Below are 21,595 nucleotides of genomic sequence, written 5' to 3' on the forward strand. Positions count from 1 at the left end.
GACTTTAATCCTATTATTTCTTACAATGAACATATGGTTTTACAAATCTCGACATGATTAAATGGAATGAAATACATATGATTGGAGGTATATGGTTTTGGATATATTTTCTGGAACGATAAGTAACCTTGAGAATGCCTTGGGTAGAGCGAATGTTAAGCAAAAAGTCATAAGCAATAATATCGCGAATATAGACACACCGAACTACAAGTCTAAAAAAGTTGCATTCCACGACATGCTAAATGATGCGTCAATCAAATTAGATGCTAAAAAAACATACCAAGGTCACATTGATTTTTCTAAAACAGGGTCTAATTATTCAGTTGTTTCGAGTAACCGTACTTCTTATCAAGAAAACGGAAATAATGTCGATATTGATCAAGAGATGAGTGAACTTGCTAAAAACCAAATTCAGTATAATGCGTTGGTTGAAAGAATGAGCGGAAAGTTCAATTCTCTTAAAACAGTTTTGACAGGAGGTAAGTGATGTCGATTTTTTCAGGCGTGAACGCTTCGGCCTCAGCATTAACAGCACAGAGGCTCAGAATGGACGTTGTATCCTCTAACCTTGCGAATATGGATACAACAAGAGCTAAACAGGTTGATGGCAATTGGGAGCCTTATAGACGCAAGCTCGTCACATTACAGCCGTCAGGTGAATCATTTTCATCTATATTGAACTCAAGCATGAATTCGAGCGGCAAATTAGGAAACGGCGTCAAAGTAACAAAAATTACTGAAGACGAAACTCCATTCAACCTTCAATATGATCCTACAAATCCCGATGCCAATGAAAATGGATATGTTCAAACACCAAACGTTGATCCATTAAAGGAAATGGTTGATCTCATCAGCAGCTCAAGATCATATGAAGCAAACGTGACGGCGCTGAATGCGAATAAAAGCATGCTGATGAAAGCTTTAGAAATAGGAAAGTAAGGTGAAAAGAATTGGTTAACGCAATATCTCCTTTCCAGCTTCAAACCGCTCAGCAAGCAAGTGAATTGACGAATGCATCGTCTGTACAGGCGGCTGCACCTAAAAGTCAAACGAATTTCTCTGATGTGCTGAAGAATTCCATTGAGGCATTAAATCAATCACAGCTGAAATCAGACCAGTATACGAATGCTCTCGCACAAGGGAAAGATGTCAATCTCGATGAAGTCATGATTGCTTCACAAAAAGCGAGTGTGACACTCACAGCTGCAACCGAGTTTCGGAATAAAGCAGTCGAAGCGTACCAAGAGATTATGAGAATGCAGATGTAGGAGGTGCTGGTGGACAAAAAATAGACTGAATGGAATGACCGGGGGTTAAGATGAATCGTACTTTAATGCAATTAAGAACAAAAACAGTTGAGTTTTGGCGAAATCGATCAAAATTACAAAAAATACTCATGATTGGCGGCGTAGCTGCCCTAGCAATCATTATTACGGTTGTTAGCATCTTTGCTTCTTCTGAAAAAATGGTTCCGTTGTTTAGAGATTTGTCTGAGGCAGAAGCAGGACAAATCAAACAGGAACTGGATGGCAAAAACGTTAAATCGGAACTTGCAAATAACGGAACGACGATTTTAGTTCCAGAAAAGCAAGCAGACACTTTAAAAGTAACACTTGCATCAGAAGGACTTCCTAAAACGGGGAATATTGATTACTCCTTCTTTGCGAACAATTCCGGCTTCGGTTTAACAGATAATGAATTTGATGTTCTGAAAGTAGACGCAACTCAGACAGAACTATCCAATCTGATCAACACGATTGATGGGATTAAAGATTCAAAGGTTATGATTAACCTGCCAAAAGATTCCGTTTTTGTTGGAGAAGAGCAAAGTAATGCATCAGCATCAATTGTGCTGCAAGTTCAACCAGGCTACACGCTTACTCAGCAACAAGTAAAAGGCCTTTATCATCTTATTTCAAAAAGTGTGCCTAATTTAAAAACAGAAAACATTGTCATTATGGACCAAGATTCCAACTACTATGACTTAAACAACAGCTCAGATTCCTATGCAAGTGGAATGGATGCACAGCAGCAGAAAAAAGAGGAGATTGAAAAGAATCTTCAACGAAAAATTCAACAGCTGCTTGGAACGATGATGGGTCAAGAGAAAGTTGCCGTATCGGTCACTACAGACATTGATTTTACTGAAGAAAAAAGAAAAGAAGATCTTGTCGAACCAGTTGATCAAGAAAACATGCAAGGAATTGCTGTCAGCGCTGAAAAGATTGCTGAAACTTATTCAGGCAATGGCGCAGCAGCTGGAGGCACCGCTGGAACAGGTGACGATGATGTCACAAATTATCAAGGCGCCGATGGAACGAACGGAAGCGGAGATTACGAAAAGAGCGAAGATCGTATCAATTATGAAGTCAACCGCATTCATAAAGATATCAAAGAAAGTCCTTATAAAATCAGAGACGTTGGCATTCAGGCACTGGTTGAACCGCCTACTGCAAACGATCCGAATTCATTAACTGCTGAAAGGCAGGATGATATCAAAAAAATTCTATCAACCATCATTAGTACATCGATTGATAAAGAATACACAAACGGTCAAGCGCTCACTCAAGCTGACTTAGATAACAAAATCGTTTTATCTGTATCAAAATTAGACGGTAAACAGCAAACGGCAGCAGAAAACCCTTCAAACAATATTCCAATTTGGGTTTATATTGTTGGCGGTGTGCTACTACTCGCCATTATCGCTCTCATCATTCTTCTCGTACGTAAGCGGAGAAAAGATGAGGAAGAAGAGTTTGAGTTTGATGAACGTACACCAATTCATGTTCCTGATATCGATACTGAACCAGAAACAGAAGAAATGGTGAGAAAAAATCAGCTTGAAAAAATGGCAAAAGATAAACCAGAAGACTTTGCTAAATTGCTACGCAGCTGGCTGTCCGAGGATTAGGAGGAATACACATGTCGAGAAAAGATCCAAATCGACTAACAGGCAGACAAAAAGCAGCAATCCTAATGATTTCCTTAGGGCTAGACGTGTCAGCATCTGTATACAAACATCTGTCTGAAGACGAAATAGAAAAATTAACATTAGAAATTTCCAATGTACGAAGTGTAGATACTGCTAAAAAAGATGAAGTCATCGAAGAGTTTCACAGCATTGCCATCGCGCAGGACTACATATCACAAGGCGGCCTTATGTACGCAAGACAAGTGCTTGAAAAAGCGCTTGGTGAGGACAAAGCGGACAGCATCTTAAATCGCTTAACATCCTCACTTCAAGTGAAACCATTTGATTTTGCGAGAAAGGCTGACCCAGAGCAAATTTTAAACTTTATCCAGCATGAGCATCCACAAACCATTGCGCTCATTCTTTCCTACTTAGATCCAGTACAGGCTGGACAGATTTTATCTGAGTTAGGCGAGGAAGTACAAACTGAGGTTGCAAGAAGAATTGCTTTAATGGATCGCACATCTCCAGAGATCATCAATGAGGTGGAACGTATTCTTGAACAAAAGCTTTCTTCAACCTTTACGCAAGATTATACCCAAACGGGCGGAGTCGAAGCGGTAGTCGAAGTACTGAATGGTGTAGACCGTGCAACGGAGAAAACCATTTTAGATACACTGGAAATTCAAGATCCTGAGCTTGCTGATGAAATTAAGAAACGTATGTTTGTCTTTGAAGACATTGTTACTCTTGATAGCAGAGCCATTCAGCGTGTGATTCGAGATGTTGAAAATGACGATTTACTACTTGCACTCAAAGTGGCAAGCGAAGAAGTCAAAGAAATTGTCTTCCGCAACATGTCGCAACGTATGGTCGAAACGTTCAAAGAAGAAATGGAGTTTATGGGACCTGTCCGGCTTAGAGATGTCGAGGAAGCACAGACTCGTATTGTCAGCATCGTAAGACGACTTGAAGAGGCTGGAGAAATCGTCATAGCTCGAGGTGGAGGAGACGATATCATTGTCTAGGATTATCAAACATGAAACATCTGTTATTCCTGAACAAGGCCGTCAAACCATTCCCTTGCAGCAAGTGGAATTCAAAAGAGAACATCACGAAGAAGAGCTTGTCAACGAGACAGAAGCATCTCAGCTTGTATTAAGTGATGCACAAGATGAAGCAAGCCGTATTTTAGAACAAGCAAATCGTGAGCTGGAACAAACAATGGCTGAAATCAATCAGCGGCGAGCTGATTTTGAAGCAGAAAGAGTACAGCTCATTGAAGAAGCGAAACAAACAGGATATCAAGATGGTTTTCAAAAGGGCGAAGCAGATGCGAATTTACAGTATCAATCGATTCTTGATCAAGCGAATGACATTGTCAGCCTTGCAAAGCAGGACTATGAAGCAAAAATCGAAAGCTCTGCTGAAGAAATTGTCGAACTTGCGTTTGAGCTCGCTAAACGAGTATGGAATGCAGCTGAGGACACAAAAGAACAATTTTTAACGCTAGTGAAGCAGGTCGTTTCAGAAGTGAAGGAATATGACGATATTTCCATCTATGTCGACCCTGCACATTACGAACATGTGATGGAATATAAAGACGAATTAAATAGAATCCTTCAAAAGAATACACATCTTGCAATTTACTCGGATGAAAAAGCACCAAAAGGTACTTGTTACGTCGAAACAAGCTTTGGAAAAGTGGAAGCGAGTGTTGATACCCAAATGAATCAGTTAAAAGAAAAGTTATTAGAAGTCATTGATTCAGGTGATCACAAATGAACATAGATGTGCTAAAAGAAACGATTGAAACCGCCGATCCTTACAAACGTTTTGGTAAAGTCAATCGAGTTGTTGGACTGATGATTGAGTCCAAGGGGCCAGAAAGCTCAATCGGTGATGTATGTCTTATTCACAAAAAAGGGAGTAAGAATCATCCAATCAAAGCAGAAGTCGTTGGCTTTAAAGATGAAAACATTTTGCTCATGCCCTACGTAGAAGCCTCTAACATCTCACCAGGCAGTCTTGTTGAAGCAACAGGTGAGTCGTTAAAGGTCAAAGTAGGAACTGGTTTAATCGGGCAGGTTGTTGATGCCTTCGGTGATCCACTGGACGGCAGCATGCTTCCTAAAGGACTTGCACCTGTCTCAACAGAACAATCTCCTCCAAACCCGATGGACAGACCGCCTATTCGTGAAAAAATGGGCGTTGGTGTCAGAGTGATTGACAGCTTGCTCACAGTCGGCACTGGTCAAAGAATTGGCATATTCGCGGGAAGCGGTGTTGGTAAAAGTACCTTGATGGGGATGATTGCCAAGCAGACAGAAGCGGATCTCAATGTCATTGCACTTGTTGGAGAGCGTGGACGTGAAGTTCGCGAGTTTATCGAAAAAGATTTAGGAGCTGAAGGACTGAAGCGTTCGATTGTTGTTGTCGCAACTTCAGATCAGCCCGCACTGACAAGATTAAAAGCAGCCTATACTGCAACAGCTATTGCCGAATATTTCAGAGACAGAGGCAAAAATGTCATGTTTATGATGGATTCTGTCACAAGGGTCGCCATGGCACAGCGCGAAATAGGACTTGCAACCGGTGAACCGCCAACAACAAAAGGATATACGCCTTCAGTGTTCGCTATACTGCCAAAATTGCTAGAACGAACTGGTACAAATCAACTTGGTTCCATCACAGCGTTTTACACAGTGCTTGTTGATGGTGACGATATGAATGAGCCAATCGCTGATACAGTGCGGGGGATTTTAGATGGCCACATAGTACTTGATCGTGCACTGGCCAACAAAGGACAGTTTCCAGCTGTCAATATTCTGAAAAGTATCAGTCGTGTCATGAGTAATATCGCAAGTCATGATCACAAGGAAGCGGCTAACCGGTTCCGCCAGCTTTTATCCACATATCAAAACGCTGAAGACCTCATTAACATTGGAGCATATAAAAAAGGCTCCTCTAAAGATATTGATGAGGCCATGCAAGCTTACCCACAACTGATTTCATTTTTGAAGCAGGATGTTGAAGAGGCTGTATCGATTGAAGACAGCGTGAGGATATTGCTCAGTTTGATGAATAGAGAGGATTGACAAAAACAGTGAGATATCAATACAAATTTCAAAAGCTCTTAGAATTGAAAGAAAGTGAAAAAGACAAATCACTCGCAGCGTATCAACAATCCGTTTCGGCATTTGAGCAAGCCGCTGAAAAACTCTATGAAAATATGAGTAAAAAAGAGCTAATGGAAAAGAGCAAAGAAGAAAAGCTGAGAAGTGGGATGAGTGTTCAAGAAATGCGTCATTATCAGCAATTTGTGACGAATTTAGATAACACCATTCATCATTATCAGCAGCTTGTGATCATGAAACGCCATCAAATGAATGAAAAACAATCTGATTTAACAGAAAAAAATATTGAGTTTAAAAAGTTTGAAAAAATGAAAGAAAAGCAATTTGAAAAGTTCTCCCTTGAACATAAGGCAATTGAAATGAAAGAAATGGATGATATCTCTATCAGCCAATTCATGTTTCAAGGACATTAGGAGTCGAGATGAATGCCTAAGAAGGAAAAAACAAAGGAATCAAGCGGCGGCGGTAAATTTCAATGGATCTTGTTTATTGTCATTATCCCATTGGTTGTGCTTGTGATTGTAACGGGCACAATCCTTTATATGGCAGGTTATGATCTAAAGAAACCGCTCCAAAACATTCCAGGGATTAGCAGCTTGGTTGGATCAGATGACACATCAAAAACGTCATCTTCAAATAACGATCAACGTGATACAGAGTTGAAAGCGTTGAAAAAGACGATTAAAGAACAAGAGAATGAACTTGAAATTGCTCAAAAAGACTTGAAGACAAGTGATGAAGAGATTAAACGATTGAATCAAAAAATCAATTCACTTGAAAAAACATCTGATAAAGAGAACACGTCAGCAAGTGACAGTTCATCAAACAGTACATCATCAAGTAGTAACGCATCAGGATCTTCAACTGATTCGTCAGCATCTTCTAATCAGCAATCAAAAGGAAAGGTCGCCAGCATCTATGAAAGCATGGATGCAGGGAAATCTGCCAAAATTCTATCAGAGCTAAGTGATAAAGAAGCTTTGAAGATCCTTGAAGAGCTGAGTAAAAATAAACTGACGGACATATTAGCAAAACTGACACCTCAGAAGGCAGCAACGTTCACGAAGGAGCTTGCCAAAAAAGAAGAAAGTGAAAATGGAGGTGGACAATAAGTGAAGCTATTGGACATTGGAGCCTTACAGCAATCTTCCCAAGGTCTCTCGGGACTAAAGGGAGAGGGGGCAGTATCTGCTCGTGGACTGTTTAAACAATTGTTAAATGGCGCAGGTATTCAAAGTGGTCCAGCGCCAGCGGAAACCAATCTATCCATGAATGATGCGATGCAAATCATTGAAATATGGATGCAATCACCTGAAGAAGGAATAGATGGAGATCTTCTTGCGGCACTTCAGGCGCTGCAAGGGCAAAAGCTTGAGGGGGCTGACTTAAAGTCACTTGAAGAGCTATTTCAAAAGATGGAATCGGTGATCTATGGCGATCAGGATGAGAAGCCAGTTGCTGAACATAGTGAACAGCTCATACAAGTCCACTTTTTCTTATATCAAATACTGAATCAGCAGCCGGTGAGCTTTGATGCAAAACTTGTACAGGATATCCAAGCAAAAGGTGAAGATTTCATCAAGTTTCTAACGAAAAACGGAGCAGATGAAAAGCTCATTCAACAAGTAAAAGAGCAGTTCTTCTCGCAAGGATCGGCACCTAAGCTGAATAATATGTCGCAAAGCGAGCTGAAACACTTTAATCAGTTAATCGATCATATGATGGCGAATGCGAAAGGGTCAGAAAAAGAGTGGAAAATTTCCTTAGGAGAGTTAAAAGAAATGGTTGCTCCAAGGCAAGAATCTTCCTTCTCATCTCCAGCAAAAGGTGCTGCCTCACTTGAATGGCTTATGAAAAAAGAAGTCACCAAAGGTCAAGGCACTACGGCACTTGCTTCTGAAAAAACAATCACCCATACGCTGCTTCCAGGGCATAAACAGTTCTTCCAACTGCAATCAGCTGCTCCTGTGCAGCAGACGCAAACAACTGACGAAAAGCCAGGTACGGTTGATCAGCAGATTTTAAATACGTGGAAACAAATGAAGTTCACACCATTTGGCAATTCAAGCGGACGGTTTACCGTACGATTAAATCCAGAAAATCTAGGGTTTATTACCATCCAGCTAACGAAACAAAACGGGATGTATGCGAGTAAAATTACAGCTTCAACGCAAGCAGCAAAAGAGCTGCTTGAGCATCATCTGCCGCAGCTCAAGCAGGCGCTACCGAATATGTCGGTTCAAGTTGACCGTTTCCATATACCGCTTCAGTCAAATGATCAGCCGTCTTTTGGACAATTTAATGAGGAAGGCAAGCAGCAGCCATCAAAAGGACAAAGTTTCCAGCAGCCTGATGAACAGGAAGCTGAATTCCAAGATGTACTTGATGCGCTTGTTGGATCAGAAGAAGAAGAGGAGGAGATCTAATGGCAACGGTTGATGCTATGAATAGAACAGTCGCACAAACAGACACTTCTTCAAAAGCAGAAAAGAAAACAGATACGCTAGGCAAAGATCAATTCTTGAAAATATTGCTCACGCAGCTTCAAAACCAAGATCCAACAAACCCACTAGATGACCGTGAGTTTGTCACACAGCTTGCGACATTTTCATCTTTAGAACAGCAAACCAATATGAACGATTCTATCACCAAGCTGAATCAGCTCATGTCTACATTTGTTGCACACCAAGATCCGTTTACGACGTATGTAGGGTGGATCGGTAAAGAAGTATCGGGCAAATTGGATGATAAAGATATATCAGGCACTGTGAAATCTGTTAAAAACATAAACAATGAATACTTCCTGTATTTAGAAGATGGAACGAAAATCAGCCCTTGGGATGTTACAGCAGTTGGAGAAAAAACGAAGTAATTCGAGGAGGAAAATAAATGTTACGCTCACTTTACTCAGGAATTAGTGGAATGAAAAACTTCCAATCAAAATTAGATGTTGTAGCCAACAACGTAGCCAACGTCAACACACACGGATACAAAAAAAGCCGTATCACTTTTAAAGATATGGTCAGCCAAACCATTGGAAGTTCTGGTGGGCCAACGAACAACTCTGGTTCAATCAACTCAAAGCAAATTGGTTTAGGGTCATCTTTATCTTCAATCGATAAAATCATGTCAGCGGGATCTTCTCAAAATACAAATGAACCTTACGACTTCTATATCAATGGAGATGGGTTTTTCCGTATTGAAGTTCAAGGAGAAGTTCTTTATACAAGAACAGGAAATTTCCGCACTGATTCAGAGGGAAGCTTAGTCACCCCTGATGGAAATTATCTACTTGGAATGAATGGACAAAAGATAACGATTCCAGACGAAGTTTCAAGTGTAAGTGTTGGTCCAGATGGTACGATTTCGGTTGTTGAAAACAATGTATCAAGAACCGTTGGTCAAATATCACTCGTATCTTTCCGTAACGCAGGAGGGCTAGACAAAGTTGGTGACAACCTTTACCGCCAAACGTTAAGCTCAGGTGCTCCAAGTAATCCAATCGTACCAGGTGAACAAGGAACGGGCGTCGTCCAAACAGGTAAACTTGAAATGTCAAACGTTGATTTAACAGACGAGTTTACAGAAATGATTATCGCACAGCGTGGATTCCAATCGAATGCAAAGACGATCACAACATCTGATGAAATTCTGCAAGAACTTGTGAATCTGAAACGATAGGAGGTAGGGGGAGCGGTTTATCGCTTCTCTGCTTAATATGATTGAAGTGACAAGATTAAATGGCAAAGGATTTATGCTCAACGCTCTCCATATCGAGCAAATCGAAAGCTTTCCAGACACGACCATTACACTCGCCAATGGAAAGAAATTCGTTGTGAAAGAAGATGAAGAGCAGCTTCAGGAGAAAATCATTTCTTTCTATAGAAAAATCCAAGTCATTTCATTGAATCAAGGAATAGAGGAGTTTGAATGAAGAAGAAATTAGTCGTAGTAATGCTAATCATGATTATTGCTATCGTCGGAATTGGAGCAGGTATTGTCTTTCTGGTGAATGGGTCAGACGAAGCAAAAGCAGAAAAAGAGCCAACAGCAGATGAAGTCGTAAAAGCTTCTGTTGAAATTCCTGAGATTGTGACCAATTTAAAATCTGAAGGAAATGCGGTTAAACTTGTACTAAATATTGAAACAGATTCAGAAAAAGCCAAAGAAGAGCTTGAAAAAAGAAGCTTCCAAGTGAAAGATGCTGTGATCGACATTTTATCAGACACGAATGCAGATGAACTTGATGGCAAAAAAGGCAGAGAACATTTTAAAACACAGGTCAAAAACAAAGTGAATAACTATTTGCAAGATGGCAAGGTGAAAGAAGTTTATATAACCTCCTTTAATCTGCAATAGAGGCGATTAATTGACACGATGGAGGTGAAGAAATGTCAGGAGAAGTGCTTTCCCAGAATGAGATCGATGCATTATTATCCGCCATATCAACAGGCGAAATGGATGCAGAAGAGCTGAAAAAAGAAGAAACGACGAAAAAAGTGAAAGTGTACGACTTTAAACGTGCACTGCGCTTTTCAAAAGACCAGATTCGAAGTTTAACAAGAATTCATGATAACTTCGCTAGACTGCTTACCACACACTTTTCAGCGCAGCTAAGATCATATATTCAAATTTCTGTCAGCTCGGTTGACCAAGTGCCATATGAAGAATTTATTCGTTCGATTCCTAATATGACATTATTAAACTTATTTTACGTCAGCCCGCTTGAAGGAAGAATCATGCTTGAAGTGAACCCAACGATTGGCTATGCCATGATGGATAGGCTGATGGGTGGGATTGGCATTAGTCATAATAAGACAGAATCACTGACAGAAATCGAAACAAAGATTATCTCAAACATGTTTGAGGGAGCTTTGGAAAACTACAGAGAAGCGTGGCAGTCCATAACCGACATCGAGCCAGAAATGGCAGATTTCGAGGTAAATCCCCAGTTTGTTCAAATGGTGTCACCAAACGAAACAGTTGTCGTCATTTCTCTTAATACACAAATTGGTGAGGTAAGCGGGGTTATTAACCTCTGTATTCCTCACGTAGTATTAGAGCCTATTATTCCGAAGCTGTCTGTACACTACTGGATGCAATCTGAACGAAATGAACCGAAACAAGAAGAAACAAAGGCCATTGAAAAACGGATTATGACGGCGAAAATACCGGTAGTCGCAGAGCTTGGACAATCGGAAATGACGGTGGAAGAGTTTTTGAATTTGGAAATTGGTGATTGTATTGCCTTGGACAAACCAGTAAATGCGCCTCTTACTGTTATGGTCGGAAATAAACCGAAATTCTTGGGACAGGCCGGCCGCGTGAATCGGAAACAGGCGATTCAAATTCTAGATCACGACATAAGAGGTGAAGAAGATGGAGAATAACGGAAGTAAATTATCACAAGATGAAATCGATGCGCTCCTTAAAGGAGGCAGCAATGACGATATAGAGCCTGATACACTCCTTTCTGCAATGGAACAAGATGCCATTGGGGAAATCGGAAATATATCATTTGGAAGCTCTGCAACAGCACTTTCAACCCTATTAAGTCAAAAAGTGGAGATTACAACTCCAACTGTCACAGTGATTCAAAAAAGCAAGCTGAATGAGGAATTTCCTCATCCGTATGTCGCGATTGAAGTGAATTATACGGAAGGCTTCAGCGCTAGTAACCTGCTTGTCATCCAGCAAACCGATGCGGCAGTCATTGCGGATTTAATGATGGGCGGAGATGGAACAAATGCTGACCCGTCGTTAAGTGAAATTCACTTAAGTGCAGTACAAGAAGCGATGAACCAAATGATGGGTTCAGCAGCGACGTCCATGTCAACAGTCTTTAATAAAAAGATTGATATTTCTCCGCCTCGCGTTGAGTTGCTTGATGTGAAAGAAGGAGAAGGCACAGACCGCATTCCAGCTGAAGAGATGCTTGTCAAAGTGTCCTTTAGATTAACAATAGGTGAACTCATAGATTCAAATATTATGCAGCTTTACCCTATTACGTTTGCGAAAGATTTGATTGCAGAATTAACAGACCCAGCGGAAGAAGAGCCGGTTCAAGAAGCACCTCAGAGTGCACCTGAACCACAGCAGGCTGCTCCGCAAGCACAATCTGCTCCTATGCAACAATCGGCACCGCCGAAAAGACAGGCGAAGCCAAAGCCGGCAGAACCTGTCAATGTGGCGCCAGTTGAATTTGAGGCATTTAGTGAGCCTCAGCATACAACAAGTCAGCTCGGTAATCTTGATATGCTGATGGATATTCCACTTTCCATTACAGTGGAGCTTGGAAGAACGCAGCGCAGTGTGAAAGAAGTACTTGAACTTTCCGCTGGAAGTATCATTGAACTGGACAAACTTGCAGGTGAGCCAGTCGACATTCTGGTCAACAAACGAATCGTCGCCAAAGGAGAAGTTGTTGTCATTGATGAGAACTTTGGTGTACGTGTGACTGACATTTTAAGTCAGTCAGAAAGACTTTCTAATTTAAAATAAACAAACATATAGGGAGAGAATAAGTAAATGGCTACTAAGGTATTAATCGTAGATGATGCAGCATTCATGAGAATGATGATTAAGGATATTCTTGTAAAAAACGGATTTGATGTAGTAGGAGAAGCAGAAAACGGCGCACAAGCTGTTGAAAAATTTAAAGAAACATCTCCTGATCTAGTCACAATGGATATCACAATGCCAGAAATGGACGGGATCACAGCATTAAAAGAAATTAAACAAATCGATGCTTCTGCAAAAATCATTATGTGCTCAGCGATGGGACAACAATCAATGGTTATTGATGCCATTCAAGCAGGTGCAAAAGACTTTATCGTGAAGCCATTCCAGGCAGACCGTGTACTTGAAGCAATTAATAAAACGTTAGGCTAAAAAAGGGTGTAAGACTTGTTGAAAAAACGTTTGATATGTATAGCAATGATCAGTTTTATGCTTTTCTTGACAGCGCAGCCAGCCTCACTGTTTGCTGAAACAAAAGATCCTGAAAATGGCATGGTGAATGACTGGATCAAAGATGAGAAAGAAAGCAAAAAGGATACAGAAAAGAAAACCACTGACAATCAAACGAATCCGGCAGAAGAAGTTCCCTCTTCTTCTGTCTCCATTATGGATTTTGTCAAAATGATTGGTGCCTTACTTTTTGTCATCCTGCTCATTTACGGATTGGTGAGATTTGTTGGAAAGCAAAACCGCTTACTCAAGCCATTTCGCTATGTTGAAAATATTGGCGGAACGACGGTTGGTCAAAATCGTTCAGTTCAGCTGATCAAAGTGGGCAAACGAGTATTAGTTGTCGGAGTAGCAGACTCAATCCAACTGCTAAAAGAAATCGATGATGAACAAGAATGCGAAGCGATTGTGAAACAATACGAAGAAGCGATGGAAAGTAAGACTGACTTACCGAAAATGATGCAAAAATTAACATCGCAAGTGAAGAAACACGATCAGCCGACCACTTCTTCTTTTTCAGCCAATTTAAAGGCGCAGCTAGCCGAATTGAAAAAGACCCAATCAGAAGTCAGAAAGAAAGGCCCGAAACAAAATGAATGAGTTTATCGATTTATTTAATTCCAGTGGCGCAGGGAATATTAGCACATCTGTCCGTCTTCTTTTATTGTTAACTGTATTTTCAGTTGCACCAGGCATTCTTATTTTAATGACCTGTTTTACACGGATTGTGATTGTTCTTTCGTTTGTCAGAACATCACTTGCAACCAACTCAATGCCGCCAAACCAAGTGCTTGTAGGACTTGCTTTGTTTCTCACATTTTTTATTATGGCACCCACGTTCTCAGAGATTAATAAAGAGGCACTCACGCCGCTTTTAAATGATGATATTACGTTAAATCAGGCCTATGAAAAAGCCGAAGTGCCAATTAAAGAGTTTATGAGTAAACATACGAGACAGAAAGATTTGGCTTTATTTCTTAGTTACGCAAAAATGGATACCCCTGAATCGATTAAAGATATTCCCTTAACGGCGATGGTACCAGCGTTTGCAATTTCAGAATTAAAGACGGCATTTCAAATTGGTTTTATGATCTTTATTCCATTTTTAATTATTGACATGGTGGTCGCAAGTGTCCTGATGTCGATGGGGATGATGATGCTTCCGCCGGTTATGATATCGCTCCCTTTCAAAATATTGTTATTTGTATTAGTTGATGGATGGTATTTGATTGTTAAATCTTTGCTGCAAAGCTTTTAGAGTAGGTGCTTAAAACATGAGTTCAGAATTTGTCATTACGATGGCTGAAAGATCAGTGTATGTTGTATTACTTGTCAGCGGGCCGCTTCTAGCGCTCGCACTAATCGTGGGACTAATTGTCAGTGTGTTTCAGGCGACAACCCAAATCCAAGAACAGACGCTTGCGTTCATTCCAAAAATTGTTGCAGTGCTCATTGGACTTGTTGTGTTTGGTCCGTGGATGCTTTCAACAATTGTGTCATTTACAACAGAGCTGTTCTCGAATTTAGATCGATTTGCAGGTTAATCAGAGATGTCAATCATAGAATTATTTCCTGCCTTTCTTCTCGTTTTCATTCGGATCACCGCTTTTTTCGTGACAGTGCCGCTATTAGCGCATCGAACGATACCAGCAGTTCACAGAGTTGGTTTTTCACTGTTTTTGGCTGTCATTAGTTTTAGCACCATTAAAGAACCGCCAGCACTCGATATCGACGGTCTTTATATGATGCTTGCCGTGAAAGAAGCAATGGTCGGACTTCTGCTTGGACTGATTGCATATATCATGGTGTCCGCAGTTCAAATTGCCGGCTCATTCATCGATTTTCAAATGGGTTTTGCAATCGCCAATATTATTGATCCACAAACAGGGGCGCAAACGCCGCTGATGGGGCAGTTTTTTTATACGGTGACCTTGCTACTGATGCTGGCAACAAATGCACATCATTTACTACTTGATGGAATCTATTACAGTTTTCAATATATTCAAGTTGATCAGTATGCGCTGAACTTCGGCAGTGAATCCTTTGCTTACTTTATTGCAAAGAGCTTCAACCAAATGTTCATCATAGCCTTTCAAATCTCAGCACCTGTTGTGGCTAGTTTGTTTTTAGTCGATTTGGCATTAGGAATTGTGGCACGTACAGTTCCGCAAATGAACGTATTTGTCGTTGGACTGCCCATTAAAATGGGCGTGAGTTTTATTATGATCATCATTTGTATGGGTGTCATCTTCGGGGTCGTCCAAAATACATTTGAAACGATTGTGCTCACCATGAGGAATTTCTTAGCATTGGTCGGTGGTTCGTCATGACGACAAGACTTAGACTCGACTTGCAATTTTTCGCAGGTGAAAAAACAGAAAAAGCAACACCGAAAAAGAGACGGGATTCACGTAAAAAAGGGCAGGTTGCCAAAAGTACCGACGTCAATACAGCCATCTCATTTCTACTAATCTTTTTATCATTCTTTTTTATTGGGCCTTTTATGAAAGAGCGTATTATTGCGCTCATTGAACGTTTTTATTCAACAACGATGCTAATGAAGGTTAGCACATCTAATATTCATCAACTATTTGTGGAATTGCTTCAGGAAACAGGACTCCTCCTCATGCCAATCCTTGGTGTTGGTATGCTGGCAGGGATCATTAGTAACTATTTGCAGGTTGGCTTTCTCTTTTCGACAGAAGTAATCAAACCGAAATTAGAAAAACTCGATCCAATCAAAGGGTTTAAACGAATATACAGTATTCGAGCCCTCGTAGAGCTATTAAAATCCATTTTGAAAATTGGTTTAATTGGTTTTGCGACATTTATTGCACTTTGGATGCACTTTGACGATATCCTGAGGCTTCCTTTATTAACAGCAGAGGAAACTCTTCATTTCGTGGCAAATATGACCTTGATTATGGGTCTATATGCAGCAGGTGCTCTCATGATCTTAGCAGGGCTTGATTACATGTATCAGAAATTTGATTATGAAAAAAACTTACGGATGTCTAAACAAGACATCAAAGATGAGTATAAAAAATCAGAGGGTGACCCGCTCATAAAATCAAAAATTAAACAGCGGCAAAGGGAAATGGCCATGAGACGGATGATGCAGGAAGTCCCAAAAGCGGACGTCATCATTACAAACCCGACCCACTACGCAATTGCCTTGAAATATGACGAAGAAAAGATGGACGCGCCCTATGTTGTAGCAAAGGGAACAGATATTTTGGCTTTGAAAATTAGAACAATTGCGAAAGAACATGATGTCATGACTGTAGAGAACCGGCCACTCGCCCGCGCCCTCTATGATCAAGTGGATATCGACCAAGCGGTGCCGGAAGAGTATTTTAAGGCGATCGCAGAAATTTTGGCTTACGTATATAAAACGAAACAAAAGATTTTATGAATTTTTGGTTTTAAAAGGAGAGAACAGGCATGTCAGCAAGAGATTTATCTGTTTTATTCAGTGTTATTTTAATCGTGGCGATGCTGGTCATACCGTTTCCGCCCATCCTATTAAGTATTTTAATCATTATTAATATTTCTCTTGCGCTTATCGTGCTTCTCACCACAATGAACATGCAAGAACCACTGCAATTTTCCATTTTTCCATCTTTGCTTTTGCTCTTAACACTGTTTCGTTTAGGGCTTAACATCTCTACAACCCGTTCTATTTTATCAACTGGCGATGCTGGTAAGGTTGTAGAAACGTTTGGATCATTTGTTGTTGGGGGCAATATACTCGTTGGTCTGGTTGTCTTCCTTATTCTGATCATCATTCAGTTTATTGTCATCACCAAAGGGGCAGAGCGTGTATCAGAGGTTGCGGCCAGATTTACACTCGATGCGATGCCAGGTAAACAGATGAGTATTGACGCAGATTTGAATGCAGGAATGCTGACAGAAAGTGAAGCTAGAAACCGCCGTGAAAAAGTAGCCAGAGAAGCAGACTTTTATGGTGCGATGGATGGTGCAAGTAAGTTCGTTAAAGGGGATGCCATCGCAGGTATTATCATCGTTATTATCAATATTATTTTTGGCATCATTATTGGGATGATTCAGCAAGGAATGTCGATTCAAGAATCAGCTTCCCACTTTACTCTTTTAACAGTAGGGGACGGAATCGTGTCGCAAATTCCTGCACTTCTTATTTCAACAGCGACAGGGATTGTTGTCACGAGAGCGGCTTCTAACGGAAACCTTGGTTCAGACATTACGGGTCAGCTCTTTGCCTTCCCTGCCATGCTTTACGTCACAGCAGGTACGATCTTCCTGCTTGGATTGTTTACGCCAATTGGCGTACTTTTGACAGGGCCGATCGCAGGTTTACTTGCACTCGGTGCCTACATGATGTCGAAAAACAAACAGGATCAAGAAGAGATTGAAGAAGTACTGGAAGAACAGGCAGAGGTAGAAGAGATGAAAAGTCCAGAAAGCGTCATTCATCTCCTGCAAATGGATGCCATTGAATTTGAATTTGGCTACGGGTTGATCCCGCTTGCAGATGCCAATCAAGGCGGAGACCTGCTAGACCGAATTGTCATGATCAGAAGGCAGCTTGCTCTTGAACTAGGTCTTGTCATTCCAGTTGTCCGTATTCGAGACAACATTGCGCTGAACCCGAATGAATACAGGCTCAAAATAAAAGGGAACGAAGTGGCAAAAGGAGAGCTGCTGCTCGATCATTACTTAGCGATGTCTCCAACGCCTGATGATGATCCGATTGAAGGAATTGAAACAATCGAACCATCCTTTGGTCTGCCGGCAAAATGGATATCAGAAGCAGAAAAAGATCAGGCTGAAATGCTTGGGTATACAGTGGTCGATCCAGCATCTGTTGTGTCTACCCACATCACAGAGAAGATTAGACAAAACACCCATGAACTGCTTGGACGCCAAGAAACGAAGCAATTAATCGATCATCTGAAAGAAAGTTATCCAGTTCTAGTAGATGAGGTAACACCGAATCCACTAGCAGTCGGAGATATCCAAAAAGTACTTGCAAAACTTCTGAAAGAAAAGGTCTCCATTCGAAACCTTGTGACCATTTTTGAGACCCTTGCAGACTACGGAAAATTAACGACTGATACAGACTTGCTAACAGAGTATGTTAGACAGGCACTTGCAAGACAGATTACTGCACAGTATGCAAGAGAAAATGAATCACTGAAAGTCGTGACATGCTCAGGCCGAGTCGAAAAGGTGATTGCAGACAGCGTGCAGCAAACAGAGCATGGGAACTACTTATCGTTAGATCCAGAATCCTCTGAAAGTGTGATTCAATCAGTGGCGAGAGAAATTGAACAGCTTTCGCTTCGTCAGGAAACGCCGGTTCTATTATGCTCACCTCCTATAAGAATGTACGTCAAACAGTTGTTAGAAAGATATTTCCCAGATTTACCGGTACTATCTTATAACGAACTAGAAGCAAATGTGGAAGTACAGAGCATCGGAGTGGTGGATATCTAATGAAAATGAAAAAAATCACAGCGAATTCTATGCAGGAGGCAACGATTCAAATCAGGCAGCAGCTTGGGAAAGATGCCGTCATATTAAATTCGAAAACCGTTGTCAAACGAAAGCTGTTCGGTTTAAAGAAACAGCAAATGGTCGAAGTGATTGCAGTGCTGGATCAAGATTTTGAAGAAAGAGCCGGCAAAGGATTACAACCAGCAGCTGCGCCTATCCCAGTGTTACCGAAAAAGGAGCAGACTCAACACCTTACACAAGAGCTGCCGGCTGCTGCTCAAGCAGTCAAAGCAGCGCCTTCTCATTCTCAGCCTATAGAATATGCAAGAAACGAACGCCATGCAGGGATCTTGCCGGATTCTCTCATGAAAATGGATCAAAAGCTAAAGGATCAAGGTCTTGATGCTGAGATTCGAGATGAGTGCTTAAAGGGTCTTTTAACAAAAGGTGCTGTGAAAGAAGAGCAGATTGAAAAAGAACTTGAAAAACTACTCACAGGGATGCTGCCGGCTCACACTTCTGATGAGCCGATGATTCGTTCGAAATACATTGTGCTGTTTGGTTCAACTGGTGCTGGTAAAACGACAACGATTGCAAAGCTGGCTGCGAAAACGGCTATTCAGCAGCAAAAGAAAATTGCTTTTATCACAACAGATACGTACCGGATTGCAGCGATTGAACAACTAAAAACATATGCTGAACTGCTGAATGCACCTCTTGAGGTTTGTTATTCAAGAGAGGACTTTGTGAAAGCACAGCAGACCTTTAGAGACTATGATCATATTTTCATCGATACAGCAGGCCGTAACTTTAAAGAAGAGGCGTACATCAAAGAGCTGACAGATATCATTCCATTTGATGAAAGCATTCAAAGTTTTCTCGTCATGAGTGCGACATCGAAATATCAAGATATGAAAGCCATGGTCAAACGTTTTGAACACGTTCCAATCGATCAATTTATTTTTACAAAAGTTGATGAAACAGACACGATGGGAACGATCTTTCAAATCATTGCAGAATCTCAAATCGGGCTCGGGTTTTTAACAAATGGTCAAAATGTACCTGAGGATATTCTTGAGAGTTCCCCCCTTGATTTGACAAGGATGGTCTTACAATGATGAAGCCTGACCAAGCCGAAGGTTTAAGAAAGCTTGTTCAGCAGAATCAACTGATTGTACCGAACTCTCTTCATGCGAATGGACAGGCGAAAACCATTGCTGTCATGAGCGGTAAAGGCGGAGTAGGTAAATCGAATTTGACGCTGAATATGGCACTGTCTATCGCAAGTACGGGCAAGCAAGTGCTCATCATCGACCTCGACTTTGGCATGGGGAATATTGATATTTTACTAGGGAAAACATCGACCAGCTCTATATTAGACGTGCTTGTTAGAAAAAAATCCTTCCAAGCGGCTATGACAAAAGGAACGGAAAATCTGTATTACATTTCTGGCGGAAGCGGGCTTGAGCAGCTGTTTTCTTTAGACAAAGATCAATGGTCGTTCTTTTTAGAAGAGATGGAGAAAATATTGAATGACTTTGATTGTATATTCTTTGATATGGGTGCAGGCTTGTCAAAAGATCAACTCCCTTTTGTCTTATCGGCAGGAGAGGTGGTCGTTGTGACAACGCCAGAACCAACATCCATCATGGATGCCTACAGCGCAATTAAGCACTTAGCCATTCATCAGTTTGAACAGTCTGTTCAAATCATCGTCAACCGGTGTAAAACCCCGTCAGAAGGGTCTGAAACGTACCGGAAATTAGCAGGAGTGGTGACATCCTTTCTACACCGAAAGCTTGTGTTTGCTGGGGCGGTGCCTGATGATCCTGCTGTTCCTAAAGCAGTCACTGAACAAATTCCATTTTATATGAAGCAGCCTCATTCAAGGCTAAGTAAAACCATTAAAATGCTGGCTGAAACACTGTATCATCAGCAGATAAGAGAGGCACGGAGAGAGCAGCATACGTTTATAGATAAGTTGTCCTCTTTTTTTAAAAGGAGGAAGGTGGACTCATGATTAGAGTGCTTGTAGTAGATGACTCGGCTTTTATGAGAAAACTCATCAGTGATTTCCTAAGTGCCGAGCAAGAAATTGAAGTCGTCGGAACGGCGCGAAATGGAGAAGATGCCTTAAAGCGGATTAAGGAATTGAATCCAGATGTTGTCACACTTGATGTGGAAATGCCTGTTCTAAATGGAACAGAAGCATTAAAACAAATTCTGGCTGAACACGACCTTGCTGTAATTATGGTGTCAAGCCAGACGAAGCAAGGGAAGGAATTAACCATCCATTGCTTAGAACTCGGTGCTTTTGACTTTGTGACAAAGCCTTCAGGAAGTATTTCGCTCGATTTACACAAAGTAAGAGGTCAAATTGTAGAGCGGGTACTTGCGGCAGGCCTGTCGAGAAAACGTACTGAGAAACAAGTTTCTCCTAAGCCGTTCATGAAGCCGCCAAGTCCAATTCCAGCGGCCGCTCCCCGCCTGCAAGAAGTAAGAAGCGGTTCATCACTCCGAAAGATTATTTCAATCGGAACTTCTACGGGAGGGCCTAGGGCGCTTCAACGAGTCGTAACGAAGCTGCCAAAAGACATAGAGGCGCCGATTTTGATTGTGCAGCATATGCCGGCAGGATTTACGGCATCGCTGGCTACTAGATTAGATCATTTATCACAAATTACGATCAAAGAAGCTCAAGATGGAGACATCGCTAAAAATGGAGTGGCTTACATAGCTCCTGGTGGATTGAATATGTCACTTCATGAACAAGGGGCAGCTTTAGTGATCAGGCTGTCCCCAGAAGACACTGACAGCCGTCACAAACCTTCTGTTAACTATTTATTTGAATCCATCAGCAACATAAAAGGTTACGAGAAAATCGCTGTCATTATGACAGGAATGGGTAGTGATGGCACAGAAGGTGTCAAAAAAATGGTCGCAAGCGGTCATACAAAAGTCATTGCAGAAAAAGAAGAATCATGTGTTGTTTTCGGAATGCCTAAATCAGTCATTAAAGCAGGCCTTGCACATGAAACAAGGCATGTGGATGACATCGCACATGCAATTATAAGCTCCATGAAAAAAGAGAGGGCGTGAA

At 41.2% G+C, this 21,595-nt stretch carries 26 protein-coding genes; all 26 read left to right on the forward strand.

The window, feature by feature from the left end; genetic code table 11:
- Positions 1–97: 97 nt before the first annotated feature.
- From flgB to NSQ64_RS09015, 26 genes are read left to right on the forward strand one after another with little or no spacing between them, the layout of a single operon-like run.
- Complete coding sequence (gene flgB / locus NSQ64_RS08890; protein ID WP_017359092.1) at positions 98–487, forward strand: flagellar basal body rod protein FlgB; 390 nt, start codon at positions 98–100, stop codon at positions 485–487.
- Entirely contained in the window at positions 487–939 is a 453-nt protein-coding gene (flgC, locus tag NSQ64_RS08895; RefSeq protein WP_024424179.1) for a flagellar basal body rod protein FlgC, read from the forward strand. The genes flgB and flgC overlap by 1 nt, the downstream gene beginning before the upstream one ends.
- A gap of 11 nt (positions 940–950) precedes the next feature.
- Positions 951–1,268, forward strand: coding sequence for a flagellar hook-basal body complex protein FliE (gene fliE / locus NSQ64_RS08900; RefSeq protein ID WP_007499609.1), 318 nt, complete (start codon positions 951–953; stop codon positions 1,266–1,268).
- 50 nt (positions 1,269–1,318) lie between these two features.
- The gene (gene fliF, locus NSQ64_RS08905) at positions 1,319–2,911 is read left to right on the forward strand and encodes a flagellar basal-body MS-ring/collar protein FliF (protein WP_268382619.1); all 1,593 of its coding nucleotides are present in this window, start codon (positions 1,319–1,321) and stop codon (positions 2,909–2,911) included.
- Between the two features lie 11 nt (positions 2,912–2,922).
- Positions 2,923–3,939 carry a flagellar motor switch protein FliG gene (gene fliG, locus NSQ64_RS08910; protein ID WP_034281776.1) on the forward strand — a complete coding sequence of 339 codons (1,017 nt, stop codon included), beginning with the start codon at positions 2,923–2,925 and terminating at the stop codon, positions 3,937–3,939.
- Complete coding sequence (gene fliH, locus NSQ64_RS08915) at positions 3,932–4,696, forward strand: flagellar assembly protein FliH (protein ID WP_024720351.1); 765 nt, start codon at positions 3,932–3,934, stop codon at positions 4,694–4,696. Before fliG ends, fliH begins: the two co-directional genes overlap by 8 nt.
- Positions 4,693–6,009, forward strand: coding sequence for a flagellar protein export ATPase FliI (gene fliI, locus NSQ64_RS08920; protein ID WP_008344803.1), 1,317 nt, complete (start codon positions 4,693–4,695; stop codon positions 6,007–6,009). The genes fliH and fliI overlap by 4 nt, the downstream gene beginning before the upstream one ends.
- An 8-nt stretch (positions 6,010–6,017) precedes the next feature.
- On the forward strand, positions 6,018–6,461 hold the full coding sequence (gene fliJ, locus NSQ64_RS08925; RefSeq protein ID WP_024720352.1) for a flagellar export protein FliJ: 444 nt from the start codon (positions 6,018–6,020) through the stop codon (positions 6,459–6,461).
- Positions 6,462–6,473: 12 nt separating this feature from the next.
- Positions 6,474–7,160 carry a MotE family protein gene (locus tag NSQ64_RS08930; RefSeq protein ID WP_268382621.1) on the forward strand — a complete coding sequence of 229 codons (687 nt, stop codon included), beginning with the start codon at positions 6,474–6,476 and terminating at the stop codon, positions 7,158–7,160.
- Positions 7,161–8,474 carry a flagellar hook-length control protein FliK gene (gene fliK, locus NSQ64_RS08935; RefSeq protein WP_341016054.1) on the forward strand — a complete coding sequence of 438 codons (1,314 nt, stop codon included), beginning with the start codon at positions 7,161–7,163 and terminating at the stop codon, positions 8,472–8,474.
- A complete protein-coding gene (flgD, locus tag NSQ64_RS08940; RefSeq protein WP_268382625.1) occupies positions 8,474–8,920 on the forward strand; it encodes a flagellar hook assembly protein FlgD in 447 nt (148 codons plus the stop codon). Before fliK ends, flgD begins: the two co-directional genes overlap by 1 nt.
- Positions 8,921–8,937: 17 nt before the next feature.
- Complete coding sequence (flgG, locus tag NSQ64_RS08945; protein WP_144665400.1) at positions 8,938–9,729, forward strand: flagellar basal body rod protein FlgG; 792 nt, start codon at positions 8,938–8,940, stop codon at positions 9,727–9,729.
- A 37-nt stretch (positions 9,730–9,766) separates the two neighbouring features.
- The gene (locus NSQ64_RS08950) at positions 9,767–9,982 is read left to right on the forward strand and encodes a flagellar FlbD family protein (RefSeq protein ID WP_008344794.1); all 216 of its coding nucleotides are present in this window, start codon (positions 9,767–9,769) and stop codon (positions 9,980–9,982) included.
- Positions 9,979–10,407 (forward strand): flagellar basal body-associated protein FliL, encoded by a 429-nt coding sequence (fliL, locus tag NSQ64_RS08955; RefSeq protein ID WP_007499592.1) that lies wholly within the window; start codon positions 9,979–9,981, stop codon positions 10,405–10,407. The genes NSQ64_RS08950 and fliL overlap by 4 nt, the downstream gene beginning before the upstream one ends.
- Positions 10,408–10,439: 32 nt before the next feature.
- A complete protein-coding gene (gene fliM, locus NSQ64_RS08960) occupies positions 10,440–11,438 on the forward strand; it encodes a flagellar motor switch protein FliM (protein ID WP_008354483.1) in 999 nt (332 codons plus the stop codon).
- Positions 11,428–12,549: a flagellar motor switch phosphatase FliY gene (fliY, locus tag NSQ64_RS08965; protein ID WP_007499588.1), complete on the forward strand. Its 1,122-nt coding sequence runs from the start codon at positions 11,428–11,430 to the stop codon at positions 12,547–12,549. The genes fliM and fliY overlap by 11 nt, the downstream gene beginning before the upstream one ends.
- Positions 12,550–12,576: 27 nt before the next feature.
- Positions 12,577–12,939: a response regulator gene (locus tag NSQ64_RS08970; protein WP_003212360.1), complete on the forward strand. Its 363-nt coding sequence runs from the start codon at positions 12,577–12,579 to the stop codon at positions 12,937–12,939.
- Positions 12,940–12,957: 18 nt separating this feature from the next.
- Positions 12,958–13,617, forward strand: a complete 660-nt coding sequence (fliZ, locus tag NSQ64_RS08975; RefSeq protein ID WP_041090515.1) for a flagella biosynthesis regulatory protein FliZ — start codon at positions 12,958–12,960, stop codon at positions 13,615–13,617.
- Entirely contained in the window at positions 13,610–14,275 is a 666-nt protein-coding gene (gene fliP / locus NSQ64_RS08980; RefSeq protein WP_007499580.1) for a flagellar type III secretion system pore protein FliP, read from the forward strand. Before fliZ ends, fliP begins: the two co-directional genes overlap by 8 nt.
- 16 nt (positions 14,276–14,291) lie before the next feature.
- Positions 14,292–14,561, forward strand: a complete 270-nt coding sequence (fliQ, locus tag NSQ64_RS08985; RefSeq protein ID WP_003211206.1) for a flagellar biosynthesis protein FliQ — start codon at positions 14,292–14,294, stop codon at positions 14,559–14,561.
- A gap of 6 nt (positions 14,562–14,567) precedes the next feature.
- On the forward strand, positions 14,568–15,347 hold the full coding sequence (gene fliR / locus NSQ64_RS08990) for a flagellar biosynthetic protein FliR (RefSeq protein ID WP_007499578.1): 780 nt from the start codon (positions 14,568–14,570) through the stop codon (positions 15,345–15,347).
- Positions 15,344–16,432, forward strand: coding sequence for a flagellar biosynthesis protein FlhB (gene flhB, locus NSQ64_RS08995; RefSeq protein ID WP_041507303.1), 1,089 nt, complete (start codon positions 15,344–15,346; stop codon positions 16,430–16,432). The genes fliR and flhB overlap by 4 nt, the downstream gene beginning before the upstream one ends.
- Before the next feature lie 29 nt (positions 16,433–16,461).
- Positions 16,462–18,495 (forward strand): flagellar biosynthesis protein FlhA, encoded by a 2,034-nt coding sequence (flhA, locus tag NSQ64_RS09000; RefSeq protein ID WP_008344782.1) that lies wholly within the window; start codon positions 16,462–16,464, stop codon positions 18,493–18,495.
- A complete protein-coding gene (gene flhF, locus NSQ64_RS09005; RefSeq protein WP_326111778.1) occupies positions 18,495–19,613 on the forward strand; it encodes a flagellar biosynthesis protein FlhF in 1,119 nt (372 codons plus the stop codon). The genes flhA and flhF overlap by 1 nt, the downstream gene beginning before the upstream one ends.
- Complete coding sequence (locus NSQ64_RS09010) at positions 19,610–20,515, forward strand: MinD/ParA family protein (RefSeq protein ID WP_326111780.1); 906 nt, start codon at positions 19,610–19,612, stop codon at positions 20,513–20,515. Before flhF ends, NSQ64_RS09010 begins: the two co-directional genes overlap by 4 nt.
- On the forward strand, positions 20,512–21,594 hold the full coding sequence (locus tag NSQ64_RS09015; RefSeq protein ID WP_008344775.1) for a protein-glutamate methylesterase/protein-glutamine glutaminase: 1,083 nt from the start codon (positions 20,512–20,514) through the stop codon (positions 21,592–21,594). Before NSQ64_RS09010 ends, NSQ64_RS09015 begins: the two co-directional genes overlap by 4 nt.
- Position 21,595: the final 1 nt, after the last annotated feature.

It is taken from the genome of Bacillus sp. FSL W8-0183 (assembly GCF_038006825.1).
In the GTDB taxonomy this organism is placed as follows: Bacteria; Bacillota; Bacilli; order Bacillales; family Bacillaceae; genus Bacillus; species Bacillus altitudinis.